The organism is Enterobacter sp. J49 (assembly GCF_002148625.1).
GTDB lineage: Bacteria > Pseudomonadota > Gammaproteobacteria > Enterobacterales > Enterobacteriaceae > Enterobacter > Enterobacter ludwigii.
Window position 1 is genome coordinate 57864 of record NZ_MWPY01000028.1, and the last position, 12777, is coordinate 70640.

General features: G+C 58.9%; 12 protein-coding genes. 2 read left to right on the forward strand and 10 right to left on the reverse strand.

Going from position 1 to position 12777, the window contains the following annotated elements; translation table 11 throughout:
• Positions 1-12: 12 nt before the first annotated feature.
• From hpaB to hpaG, 9 genes are all read right to left on the reverse strand, one after another.
• Positions 13-1575, reverse strand: coding sequence for a 4-hydroxyphenylacetate 3-monooxygenase, oxygenase component (gene hpaB / locus BJP35_RS07575; RefSeq protein WP_078774309.1), 1563 nt, complete (start codon positions 1573-1575; stop codon positions 13-15).
• Positions 1576-1739: 164 nt separating this feature from the next.
• Positions 1740-2651: a 4-hydroxyphenylacetate catabolism regulatory protein HpaA gene (gene hpaA / locus BJP35_RS07580; protein ID WP_020885311.1), complete on the reverse strand. Its 912-nt coding sequence runs from the start codon at positions 2649-2651 to the stop codon at positions 1740-1742.
• A gap of 9 nt (positions 2652-2660) precedes the next feature.
• A complete protein-coding gene (gene hpaX / locus BJP35_RS07585) occupies positions 2661-4013 on the reverse strand; it encodes a 4-hydroxyphenylacetate permease (protein WP_020885310.1) in 1353 nt (450 codons plus the stop codon).
• A gap of 21 nt (positions 4014-4034) precedes the next feature.
• Positions 4035-4832 (reverse strand): 4-hydroxy-2-oxoheptanedioate aldolase, encoded by a 798-nt coding sequence (gene hpaI, locus BJP35_RS07590; RefSeq protein ID WP_014168487.1) that lies wholly within the window; start codon positions 4830-4832, stop codon positions 4035-4037.
• 9 nt (positions 4833-4841) lie between these two features.
• Entirely contained in the window at positions 4842-5645 is an 804-nt protein-coding gene (gene hpaH, locus BJP35_RS07595) for a 2-oxo-hept-4-ene-1,7-dioate hydratase (RefSeq protein ID WP_020885309.1), read from the reverse strand.
• Between the two features lie 78 nt (positions 5646-5723).
• Positions 5724-6104, reverse strand: coding sequence for a 5-carboxymethyl-2-hydroxymuconate Delta-isomerase (locus tag BJP35_RS07600; protein ID WP_020885308.1), 381 nt, complete (start codon positions 6102-6104; stop codon positions 5724-5726).
• A 9-nt stretch (positions 6105-6113) separates the two neighbouring features.
• Positions 6114-6971 (reverse strand): 3,4-dihydroxyphenylacetate 2,3-dioxygenase, encoded by an 858-nt coding sequence (gene hpaD, locus BJP35_RS07605; RefSeq protein WP_086463013.1) that lies wholly within the window; start codon positions 6969-6971, stop codon positions 6114-6116.
• A gap of 2 nt (positions 6972-6973) precedes the next feature.
• Entirely contained in the window at positions 6974-8440 is a 1467-nt protein-coding gene (gene hpaE / locus BJP35_RS07610; RefSeq protein WP_014168491.1) for a 5-carboxymethyl-2-hydroxymuconate semialdehyde dehydrogenase, read from the reverse strand.
• Positions 8437-9714, reverse strand: coding sequence for a 4-hydroxyphenylacetate degradation bifunctional isomerase/decarboxylase (gene hpaG / locus BJP35_RS07615; protein WP_025205621.1), 1278 nt, complete (start codon positions 9712-9714; stop codon positions 8437-8439). Before hpaG ends, hpaE begins: the two co-directional genes overlap by 4 nt.
• A 269-nt stretch (positions 9715-9983) precedes the next feature.
• Here hpaG and hpaR point away from each other — a divergent pair, with 269 nt between their 5' ends.
• Positions 9984-10424, forward strand: coding sequence for a homoprotocatechuate degradation operon regulator HpaR (gene hpaR / locus BJP35_RS07620; protein ID WP_014168494.1), 441 nt, complete (start codon positions 9984-9986; stop codon positions 10422-10424).
• A gap of 85 nt (positions 10425-10509) precedes the next feature.
• A complete protein-coding gene (gene tsr / locus BJP35_RS07625; RefSeq protein WP_032682055.1) occupies positions 10510-12174 on the forward strand; it encodes a methyl-accepting chemotaxis protein in 1665 nt (554 codons plus the stop codon).
• Between the two features lie 68 nt (positions 12175-12242).
• On the opposite strand, the gene BJP35_RS07630 is transcribed toward tsr, so the two are convergent.
• The gene (locus BJP35_RS07630) at positions 12243-12749 is read right to left on the reverse strand and encodes a GNAT family N-acetyltransferase (protein WP_041162417.1); all 507 of its coding nucleotides are present in this window, start codon (positions 12747-12749) and stop codon (positions 12243-12245) included.
• Positions 12750-12777 lie beyond the last annotated feature (28 nt).

The window sequence follows — 12777 nt, forward strand, 5'->3', positions numbered from 1 at the left end:
CCTCCCGCTGCGTTATTTCAGCAGCTTATCCAGCATGTTGATATCGGAATTATTGTGCAGGTGCGGCACCGTCCAGCCATGCTGGTCGTACTCGGACATGCAGCGGTCGACCATTGCCATCATTTTGTCCATGTTGCCAGAGCTCTGTGCCTGACGCAGACACTGCAGACGGATTTCGTCCTGGCTGCCGGAGTAGTTGATCTCATACAGCTCGTGACGACCACCAAACTCGCTGCCGATGGCATCCCACATCAGTTTCAAAATCTTAATACGTTCCACGTGATCCATGCCGTTGGAGCCGCGCACGTATTTCGCCAGATACTGGTTGATCTGCGGATTGTTCAGGTCTCGCGCGCTGGACGGCAGATAGATCAGGCCGCTGGTGACGTTACGCTCGATGATGTTCTTGATCTTCGCATAGGCCATCGGGGCCATGACGCGGTAGGTCTGCAGCGCCGCGTGATCCGGCAGGTACGCGCCATTCACCCACGGCGTGGCTTCAGAACACATGGAGTCGCTCAGCGCCCAGAACATGTTGCGCCAGGCCACCACTTCCCCGAGATCCGCCTGCACGCCGCGGAACTCCAGGGTGCCGGTACACTCCAGCGATTTCTTCAGCAGCGCGGTAATGAAATCGAGCTTCACCGCCAGACGTACGCAGGCCTGCAGCGGGTACATGCGGGCAAAACCGCCTTCCATGGTCCAGCGACGGCAGCGATCGAAATCGCGGTAGATCAGCACGTTTTCCCAGGGGATCAGCACATGATCCATCACCAGGATCGCGTCGTTTTCGTCGAAACGGCTGGAGAGCGGGTAGTCGTACGGAGAGCCGGTCGCGCCTGCCACCATTTCGTAAGAGGCGCGAGAGATCAGCTTCACGCCTTCGGCGTCCATTGGCGCAACGAACATCAGCGCGAAGTCCGGGTTTTCGCCCATCACCTGCGCGGAGCCAAAACCGATCATGTTGTAGTGAGTCAGCGCCGAGTTGGTTGCCACCACTTTTGCGCCGCTAACGATGATCCCGGCGTCGGTCTCTTTTTCCAGCTTGATGTAGACGTCTTTTACTTCGTCCGCCGGTTTGTGACGGTCGATGGGGGGATTAACGATGGCGTGGTTGAAGTAAAGCCCGGTTTCCTGAATACGGGTGTACCAGTTACGGGCGTTCTGTTCGAACTGGCCGTAGAACGCCGGATTGGCACCGAGCGCGCAGCCAAACGCCGCCTTGTAGTCCGGGGTGCGGCCCATCCAGCCGTAGCTCAGGCGCGACCACTCGGCGATGGCGTCACGCTGCTGACGCAGGTCGTCGGCGCTTTTCGCCACGCGGAAAAACTTATGGGTGTAGCCGCCGCTGCCGGTATCGGTGCCCCAGCACAGCGTGTCCTGCATGTCAGGCTTGTGCAGCGCATCGTACATCTGCGCGATGGAGGCTGCCGCATTGCGAAATGCCGGATGAGTGGTCACGTCTTTGACGCGCTCGCCGTAGATATAAATCTCACGGCCATCCTGCAGGCTTTTTAAATACTCTTCACCGGTTAACGGACGTTTGGCATCAGCGCGGAAATCTTCAGGCTTCATAGGGACCTCGTATCGGAACAGTGATGTTAAATTTATGTTTTGTTTTTGTTGTTTAATTGAAGCCTGAGCGGGGGTGAACGTGAAGGGACGATTGGGACAACGGCTGGTACTTTTCGCATATGATCGCAGAGTGTGATTTCCCTCACCCTGAACCCGGGAGAGGGTCAGGGCTGGGGTGGGGTAACAGACGACACCGGTACTTTTTGTGCCCGATACGCGCTCGGCGAACACCCCACTAACCGATTAAAAAACCGGGCAAAATAGGCCGGGTCTTTAAACCCCAGCTGCCAGGCGATTTCGCTGACCGCACTGTCGGAGAAGAGCAGCATCCGCCTCGCTTCACGCAGCTGACGGTCAAAAATCAGCCGCTTCGGCGGGCGGTTCGCGAAGCGCCGGCAGATATCGGTCAGACGCGATTCGGTCAGGTGCAGTTCGCTGGCATATTCCGGTACCGTCCAGTGCTCATGAAAATGGACGTCAATCAACTGGGTAAAGCGCTGGAACAGTTTCAGCTCGCCGCGCATGCCGCTGGCGGCATGATCGTCGAGCTTCGCGTTGCGCAGCAGCAGGGTGAACACCGCCTGGGCTAGCAGAACCAGCGTGTGTTCGCGCCCGGGCAGTTGCGCCGTCGATTCCCGGGCAATCAGCGGCCAGTAGTGCTTCAGCGCCGCCAGTTCGTCCGGCTTATCGGCCAGCGAGAGGCAGATCCCCGGCAGGCCAAAGGCTTCCCGCGTGCCGGGGTAGAGCACTTCCAGCAGCGGCCAGATCAGATCCTCGCGCACCGTCAGAACGTGCCCGTCGCTGTCGGATTCGGTAATAAACGCGTGCGGCACCGACGGGGGGGTGAGCACAAACAGCGGAGCCTGCACCGAGTAGCGGTGATCGTCGAGCTGCAGTTCGATCTGTCCGGTATCCAGAAAGTGCATCTGAAAATACTGGTCGTGACGGTGAGCCTGCATGTCGCGGCCAAAAAAGGCCGCCATGCGGGCGAACGACTGATAGTGAACATCATCCGTTCCCAGACTTTCGTCGTACTCTTTGCTGATGTCGATATTCGCGATCGGGCTCTGGCACATAGCCGCTCCTTACGGGATTTTCTGCGCCGCCATACCTGGCTCGTGCTCAAGGCTCTCCCGCTGCGTCATCGGGATACGTGTCAGCACCAGCGCGCCGACCACCAGCAAGCCGGCAACAAACCACAACCCGGAGCTGAAGCTGCCGGTGCTGTCACGCAGAATGCCGATCAACAGCGGGCTGACGGCGGATCCGACGTTACCGATGGCATTGATCACCGCCAGTGCGACCGCCCGCGACTGCAGGCTAATAACCCGATCCGGCGTGGTCCAGAAGATCGCCATGGCGGTAAACGATCCGGTTGAGGCCATGATGATGCCAAGCAGCTGGATCAGGCTGTGGTGGGTCGCCGAGGCCAGTAACCATCCTGCCGCCGCAAAGAGATACGGCAGAATGGTGTGCTTTTTTCGCTCTTTCAGCCTGTCGGAGCGGCGGCTCCACCAGATCATCCCGAGGATGGTGCAAAACTGCGGGATCGCCGCCAGCAGGCCAATCACAATGTTGCTGCTGCCGGTGTTGAAGCTCTGCAGGATCTGCGGCGTCCAGATATTTATCGCGCTCAGGGTGTTCGTGAGGCAGAAATAGGCCAGGGTATAGAGCAGCACGGCCGGGGTAAACACTTCGCGCAACGTCGAACGCGGTGTGACGGGGCGGGCGATGGCAGACTCCTGCTCGCGGGCGATCATTGTTTTAAGCGCCTGCTTTTCGTCGTCATCCAGCCAGCTGGCCTGATCCGGCGTGTCGTTCAGGTAGAACCACGTCACTACGCCGAGCACCACGGACGGTAGCCCCTCCAGCAGGAACAGCCACTGCCAGCCTTTCAGGTTCCACAGCCCGTCCATGGCCAGAATATAACCGGAGAGGATCGAGCCGAGCATCATGGTCACCGGCATGGCGATCATAAACAACGCATTGGCGCGGGCGCGGTGGTAGGCAGGGAACCACCAGGTGAGATAGACGAGGATCCCCGGCAGGAATCCGGCCTCGGCAATGCCCACCAGCATGCGCAGCACATAGAGCGTGTGCGGGCTGGTGGCGAACATGGTGCAGGTGGAAGCGATGCCCCACACCACCATGATCCCGGCGATCCAGCGACGGGCGCCGACCTTCGCCAGCATGATGTTGCTGGGGATCCCACATATCACGTAGGTGACGTAAAACAGGGTGGCGGCCAGGCCAAACATGGTCGAGGTGAGGCCCAGATCTTTGCCCATCGTCAGCCCGGCAAAGCCGATGTTAATGCGGTCAAGAAACGAGAAGACAAACAGGATAAAGAGAAACACGATCAAACGACGAAACAGCTTCTGAATAACGCGGTGTTCTACAGCTTTATTATCATGGGTTTGCAGGGTAGAGGTCGTCATGTTGCGCTCCACATCGTACGTTTAGTAGACGGATTTATTGTTATTTACTGACGTAACCGGGATATCGATAAAACGTGCTGCCAGCGCCTCGGCGCTGCGTGCAAGCAGGGTGGTGTCGACCCCGACAGCGACAAACAGCGCGCCAAGCTCGAGGTAGCGTTTTGCCAGCGGCTCGTTAGCCATCAGGATGCCGGGCGCTTTGCCTGCCGCACGGATCTGCGCAATGGCCTTCTCGATGGCGGCCTGGACTTCCGGGTGCTGCGGATTTCCGGCAAAGCCCATGTCGGCGCTCAGATCCGCCGGGCCAATAAACACCCCGTCCACGCCTTCCACGTCGAGGATGTGCGGCAGATTTTTCAGCGCCTCGCGCGTTTCAATCTGCACCAGCACGCACATGGCATCGTTAGCGCGCTGCAGGTAATCAGGCGTGCGGTTCCAGCGCGAGGCGCGAGCCAGCGCGCTGCCCACGCCGCGGATCCCCGCCGGTGGATAACGCGTGGCGCGCACCGCCAGCCGGGCTTCATCGGCGTTTTGTACCATCGGCACCAGCAGGGTTTGCGCCCCGATGTCCAGCAGCTGTTTGATCTGGACCGGATCGTTCCACGACGGGCGTACCACCGGCTGGCTGGCGTAAGGCGCGATCGCCTGCAGCTGGGTCAGGACGGTTTGCACGTTATTGGGCGCGTGCTCTGCGTCGATCAGCAGCCAGTCGAAACCCGCACCGGCCAGCAGCTCGGCGCTGTAACTGCTGGTCAGCCCCAGCCACAGGCCGATTTGCGGTTTTCCGGCGCTGAGCGCCGCTTTGAATCTGTTTTCCATGGTGGTCTCCTAAACAAAACGGCAGCTGATGGAGCCCATCTTGCCGTAGTCCACGTGGAAGGTATCGCCCTTGCTGGCTGGCACCGGGCGGGTAAACGAACCGCCGAGGATGATTTGGCCAGGCTCCAGCTGAACGTCGTACGGCGCGAGTTTATTGGCAAGCCATGCCACACCGTTGGCCGGGTGGTTGAGCACGCCCGCGGCGACCCCGGTCTCTTCAATGACGCCGTTGCGGTAGAGCAGCGCGGAGATCCAGCGCAGATCCAGCTCGTCGGGCTTAATCGGGCGACCGCCAAGGATCACACCTGCGTTGGCGGCGTTATCGGAGATGGTGTCGAACACCTTGCGTGGACGCTGGGTCTCGGGATCGATGTTGTGGCAGCGGGCGTCGATCAGCTCCAGCGCGGGGATGACGTAATCCGTGGCGTTGTAGACGTCGAACAGGGTGCAGTTTGGGCCGCGCAGGGGTTTTGCCAGCACGAAGGCCAGCTCCACTTCGATGCGCGGGACGATAAAGCGGTCGGCAGGGATATCGCCGCCGTCGTGGAAGAACATGTCGTCGAGCAGAGCGCCGTAGTCCGGCTCGCTAATCTGCGAGCTGGCCTGCATCGCTTTGGAGGTGAGGCCAATCTTGTGGCCTTTCAGCACGCGACCTTCGGCGATTTTCAGGCTCACCCATTCGCGCTGTACGGCGTAGGCGTCATCAAGGGTGATCGTCGGGTAGTCGAGCGAGATCTGGCGGATCTGCTCCCGGGACTGCTCCGCCTGATGCAGACGATGGGCGATCAGGGTATGGGTGTGTTTATCGAGCATGGCGATTTCCTGTTGTTGCCGGGTGGCGTGCTGCTCACCCGGCTTGCGTTCAAAGCCGTTGCCGGCCCGGTAAGGGCGCTACTTAAACAAAGCGTGCACGTTGTTTTGTTTGTAATTGAGCGTCGGGTGCAGCTCGTCTATTTCAAAAGAGAGCGCCAGATAGCGCGATGCCATCAGGTCGGCGAAGTGGGTTTTAATCAGCTCAAACAGTGCCTTGCCCACCGCCTCCCGGCTCTCCAGACTGCGCCCGGCGCCAATCTTCAGCGTCATATGCACAAAGGCGTAATCGTGCTTACCGTCGGCCATCTGCCAGGTGTCCAGCCAGTGCGCACGGCTACGGATACCGCCGAGTGGGAAGATTCCCGTGGCGGCAAGCGCGTCGTTCACTTTGGCGAACAGTGCTGGCAGGTCCGCCTGCTCGCGGATGTTGTCAGTGCATTCAGCAATAAAGTGCGGCATGGTGGCTCCTTACGCGGACGCGGGCAGGGGGAAAACGGCGTTAACCTGGCCGGTGCCGGAGCTGGGGAACAGCTCGGTGAGGAACTCCACCTTGCCGTCGTATGTGTCCCAGCCGAGCATCCCCAGCAGCATCACCGTGTCGTGCATGTTGCCCTCGCCGTAGCAGTAGTGGGCATACTCCGGCAGCATGCTGCAGAACTCCCTGAACTTGCCTTCACGCCACAGCTTCACCACGCGTTCGTCCATCTGACGGTCGAACTCGCGGGTGTAGCTGTTCATTCCCTCTTCGGCGCGCTGGTCGTCGATAAAACGGTGCGACAGCGAACCGCTGGCGAGCACCGCCACGGTGCCGTCATATTTCTGAATCGCGCTGACGATGGCCTCGCCCAGCCTGCGGCTGTCGGCGAAGTCGTGGACGGTGCAGAACGCGGCGATAGAGATCACTTTGAAGTGCTTATCGCTGTTCATGTAGCGCATTGGTACCAGCGTGCCGTACTCCAGCTTGAGGCTCGGGATATTGTGCGCTTTGGCACGTACGCCGAGTTTCACCGCTTCGTCGGCGATAAGCTGGCCGAGCGCGGGGTTACCGTCGTAGTCGTAGGTCATGTCGCGGATAAAATGCGGCAGCTCGTTGCTGGTGTAGATGCCGGAGAAATGATCCGCACAGTTGATGTGGTAGGCGCTGTTCACCAGCCAGTGGGTATCGAACACAATAATGGTGTCGACGCCCAGCTCCCGACAGCGCTTGCTGATTTCTTTATGTCCGTCGATGGCGGACTGGCGGCAGCCTTGGTTTTTTCCCGGCAACTCAGAGAGGTACATTGACGGAACGTGGGTAATTTTTGCCGCTAACGCTAACTTGCCCATACTCAGATCCCCCATTTTGGAATCGGATGGTCGCCCATGGAGATGCAGACGTTTTTCATTTCAGCGAACACTTCGAAGCTGTATTCGCCCCCTTCGCGCCCGGTACCGGAAGCCTTCACGCCGCCAAACGGCTGACGCAGATCGCGCACGTTCTGGGTGTTTACAAACACCATTCCGGCTTCGATATTGCGCGCCAGGCGCAGCACTTTGCTGACGTCCTGGGTCCAGATGTATGACGCCAGGCCGTACTCCACGTCGTTAGCCAGACGCAACCCTTCGGCTTCGTCCTTAAACGGCAGCAGGCAGGCAACCGGCCCGAAGATCTCTTCCTGGGCCACGCGCATCCGGTTGTCGACGTCTGCCAGCACGGTCGGGCGCAGGAAGTTGCCGTTTTTCAGGTGAGCAGGGAGATCGGTGGGTTTGTCAGGGCCGCCCGCCAGCAGGGTCGCACCCTCTTCAATGCCAAGACGGATATAGCCGGAGACTTTTTCCCAGTGCTGCTGGCTGATCAGCGCGCCAACCTGAGTGTTCGGATCGGTCGGGTCACCCACGCGCAGACGGTTCGCGCGCTCGGCAAAGCGCCTGACGAATTCCGGGTAGATGCTCTGCTGAATGAAAATGCGTGAGCCAGCGGTGCAACGCTCGCCGTTGATGGAGAAGATGGTGAACAGGGCGGCATCCAGCGCGCGTTCGATATCCGCATCTTCAAAAATCAGCACCGGAGATTTCCCTCCCAGCTCCATGGAGTATTTCTTCAGTCCGGCGTTTTTCATGATGTTGCGCCCGGTGGCGGTGCCGCCGGTAAAGGAGACGGCGCGCACGTCGTGGTGACGTACCAGCGCATCGCCCGCCGTTGCGCCATAGCCCTGCACCACGTTCAGCACGCCCGCCGGAATACCGGCCTCCAGCGCCAGCTCGCCCAGACGGTCGGCGGTCAGCGGGGAGAGCTCAGACATCTTCAGCACCGCGGTGTTGCCCAGCGCCAGGCACGGCGCAACCTTCCAGGTGGCGGTCATAAACGGCACGTTCCACGGCGACACCAGCGCGCAGACCCCCACCGGCTGCACCAGGGTGTAGTTGAGCATCTTGTCGTCGACCGGGTAGGTTTTACCGTTCATCTGCTGGCACACTTCGGCGAAGAACGCGAAGTTGTGCGACGCGCGTGGAATAAGCACGTTTTTGGTCTGGTGGATCGGCAGGCCGGTGTCGGCGGTCTCGAGGGCCGCAATCTCCGGAACGTGTTGATCGATAAGATCTCCGAGGCGACGCATCAGGCGTGCGCGCTCTTTCATCGGCAGGTTAGCCCACGTCGGGAATGCCTCTTTGGCCGCCGCCACGGCCTGATGAATTTCAGCTTCACCGCCGGACGCGACCTCCGCCAGCACCTCTCCGGTGGCCGGGTTAGTGGTGTGGAAGTAATCACTTCCTGCGACGTTTTTACCGTTAATCCAATGGTTTATTTTTTTCATTTTGCAGTCTCCTCACTGACAATGCGGTTCACCAGGCGGCCCACGCCCTCCACTTCCACGACCACTTCGTCGCCTGGCTGTACGTCAGACAGACCCTTTGGCGTGCCGGTGGCAATCATGTCGCCGGGCTGCAGGGTCATAAATTCGCTGAGATAGGCAATCAGGAACGGGATGCTGAAGATCAGATCGGCAGTGGTCCCTTGCTGGCGCAATTCACCGTTCACGAAGGTGCGCAGGGTTAAGTTATGCGGGTCGGGAATGGCCTCTTTCGGCACGATATGCGGGCTGAGGGGGGTCAACCCGTCGCGGCTTTTCACCCGCAGGTTCGGGCGGTAGTAGTTTTCCAGGTAGTCACGGATGGCGTAATCGTTGCAGACGGTATAGCCAGCGACATAGTCCATCGCCTCGCGCTCACTGACCTTGTGCGCCGTTTTGCCGATGACCACCACCAGCTCCGCCTCGTAGTGCATGTACTCAATGTTGTTCGGGCGGACCGAGGTCTGGTTATCGCCGGTCACGGTGTTGGGGGCTTTGATAAACACCAGCGGTTCCGTTGGCGGCGTAAATGCCAGCTCGCTGGCGTGATCGGCGTAGTTCAGACCAAGCGCGAACAGCGTGGCGTGCGGATGTGGGCCTTGCGCATGGGCGACCTCGCGTTCATCAACCACCGGGTTTTCCAGGGACGGGAAGCCTTTCGCCAGAATGCGTACGCGATCGCCCGGCTGCAGCGGGACGCGCGAGTGTGGGGTGCCGAGCAGAATGGCATCGCCCGGACTGAGGGTGGCGAATTCGCTCAGGGCGCTCAGCAGTTCGGCGGCATTGCGCTGCAGGTCAGCGGTGTTCCAGTGGTCCGCTTCCCGGCCGTTAATTTCGGTGACGATGGTCAGGTTATCAACGTGGTCGACGGCGGCCAGCTCTCCCAGCGGACAAAAGCCGTCGCGGCATTTGGCCTTGATGGCAGGGCGATAAAAACTCTCTTCCGGCAGGCTCACCTCGTTGGCAAGCGCGTAACCGGCGATGTACTCCGCCGCCTCGTCCACGGGAACGTTACGCGCCGTTTTGCCCACAACCAGCGCAACCGTGGCACCGCTTAACACGGTTTCTCCCTGCGGGAAGGGAATGGGGTCGCCCGTGCGGATCACGGTGTTATGCGGTTTGATAAACCACACGGCGGTTTTTGGCGGCGTGTTGTAGGGGGCTTTTTCAAACGCGTCGCGCCAGGCATCGCGCTGGCTCTGGTGGTTCAGCGCTACGGCAAAAACAGTACCTTTCATTCACTTACTCCTCAGGCCGGACGTCCGGCCTGTGATTTCATTAATATGTTAATGATCTGGTTGTATGCCTTTGCTGTTTATTTCGCAACCAGAAGTGAATAATTTGTGATATGAATAACAATAAATTTACATAAAGAGATTAAAGGCTATATTTATCATTGTGTTAATAAATCAGGCTTGTTTCTGTTAGACTTTTTGTCGTAAAACGCGTTGTTTGTAAAACCAGCAGAACTGAATTGTTCATGTGTTAATGATTACCGGGAGAGGCTATGCATGATTCATTAACTATCGCCCTGTTACAGGCGCGGGAAGCGGCGATGTCTTACTTCCGCCCGATTGTGAAACGGCATAACCTGACCGAGCAGCAGTGGCGCATCGTGCGCGTGCTGGCCGAACATCCGTCGATGGATTTTCACGATCTGGCGTTTCGCACCTGTATCTTGCGTCCCAGTCTGACGGGCATTCTGACGCGCATGGAGCGTGACGGTCTGGTGCTGCGCCTTAAGCCCGTAAACGATCAGCGAAAGTTGTATGTGTCGCTGACCAAAGAGGGGAACAGGCTATACGAGCGTGCCCAGGCGCAGGTGGAAGAGGCGTATCAGCAAATCGAGGCCGAATATACGCCGGCGAAGATGCAACAGCTGACAGCGCTGCTGGAAGAGTTTATTGAACTGGGGAACCGGCATATCACAGCGCGCGAAGAAGAGTAAAAACCACAAATTTAAGGATGATTTTCGTAAAGTTTTCCCTTTCCAGGCCGAAAATCCTGTTATCTGTCTGATGGAAAGCGAAAACATGTTAAACCGTATCAAGATTGTCACCAGCTTAATGCTGGTATTAGCGATATTTGGCCTTTTACAACTCACATCCGGTGGTCTTTTCTTCAATGCCCTCAAGCATGACAAAGAGAATTTCACCGTCCTGCAAACCATTCGCCAGCAACAGTCCACGCTGAACGCCAGCTGGGTTGCCCTGCTGCAAACCCGTAATACCCTGAACCGTGCGGGTATTCGCTACATGATGGATCAGAGCAATATCGGCAGCGGCGCGACCGTGAACGATCTGATGCAAATTGCGGCGGCTTCTCTGAAACAGGCAGAAAAAAACTGGGCTGAATACGAAGCCCTGCCACGCGATCCGCGTCAAAACGACGCCGACGCGACGGAGATCAAACGTAACTACGATATCTACCACGGTGCACTGGCGGAGCTGATCCAGCTGCTGGGCGCGGGCAAAATCAACGCCTTCTTCGATCAACCTACCCAGAGCTATCAGGATGGTTTTGAGAAGCAGTACGTGAACTATCTGCAGCAGAACGACAAGCTGTATCAGATGGCGGTGGAAAACAGCAATAGCTCTTACAGCCAGGCAATCTGGGTGCTGATTAGCGTACTGATTGCGGTGCTGGTGGTGATCGTGGCCGTGTGGCTGGGTATCAAGCAGGCGCTGATTTCGCCACTTACCCGTCTTATCGACAACATTCGTCATATCGCCAGCGGCGATCTGGTGAAGCGCATCGAGGTGCAGGGTGCTAACGAGATGGGTGAACTGGCCGACTCGCTGCGTCATATGCAGGGCGAGCTGGTCCGTACCGTTGGCGATGTGCGTAACGGTGCTAATGCCATCTACAGCGGCGCGAGCGAAATCGCGATGGGTAACAACGATCTCTCTTCCCGTACGGAACAGCAGGCCGCATCCCTGGAAGAGACCGCTGCCAGCATGGAGCAGCTGACGGCGACCGTTAAGCAGAACGCCGAGAACGCCCGTCAGGCGAGCAACCTGGCGCTGAGCGCGTCTGAAACCGCGCAGAAGGGCGGTAAAGTGGTGGATAACGTGGTGCAAACCATGCGTGACATCGCGGGCAGTTCGCAGAAAATTGCCGACATTATCAGCGTGATCGACGGCATCGCGTTCCAGACCAACATCCTGGCACTGAACGCCGCGGTAGAAGCGGCACGTGCGGGCGAGCAGGGCCGCGGATTTGCCGTTGTTGCGGGTGAAGTCCGTAACCTGGCACAGCGCAGCGCCCAGGCAGCACGTGAGATCAAGAGCCTGATTGAAGACTCTGTTGGCCGCGTGGAAGTCGGGTCTACCCTGGTAGAAAGCGCCGGCGAAACCATGGGTGAAATCGTTAATGCGGTAACCCGCGTGACGGACATCATGGGTGAAATCGCCTCTGCGTCTGATGAGCAGAGCCGCGGTATCGATCAGGTGGGTCTGGCGGTGGCTGAGATGGATCGCGTGACCCAGCAGAACGCCTCGCTGGTGGAAGAGTCTGCCGCGGCGGCAGCGGCACTGGAAGAGCAGGCGAGCCGTCTGACTCAGGCCGTGGCCGTGTTCCGCATTCAGCAGGAGCAGATGAAAGCCCGCGAGCAGGCTTCAGCGAAAACCGCTGCAGCCCCTATGATGGCGCGTAAAGCCGCGACCACCGATGCGGGCGAAAACTGGGAAACGTTTTAATCCTGCCACAGTGCCGGGGGGCGGCTACGCCTGACCCGGCCTGTAATGGGGCGTTTTGCAGGCCGATATCACAGAGGCAGGCGCATGGCACAGCGGGAGTCATACGCGAAACCGTGCGCCGCTTCTTCCTCTCTTTTCTGACGCAGTTCAGGCGTTAGCATCGTCACCGTTTCAAACCCGAGTCGCGCATAAAACGGCGCATTCCACGGCACCTCGCAAAAGGTGGTCAGCGTCAGCGATGTCAGCCCCAGCGTGCGGGCATGGTCTGCGACGCAGGCGATAAGTCGCCGACCTATTCCTCTTCCCTGCCACTCCCGATGAACCGAGAGTTCGACAATAAACAGCGATGACGGATGGGCTTCTGCAAGGATAAACCCGACGGGCAGGTCGTTTGCCAGCGCCAGCCAGCTAAACCCGCGTTTCGCGTAATCAAGATGATGTTCCGCGCAAATGACGTCGCCGTCTGCAAGCCAGGCCAGTTCGGGGACGTCCCGAAAACGCTCGCCAGCCGCGCGCTCGATGGCGGGCAGGGCAGCAACATCTTTGGGCGTCGTCGATCGAAAGAGAATGTTCATGGCGGAAAGTATACCCCGACCAGCCGTG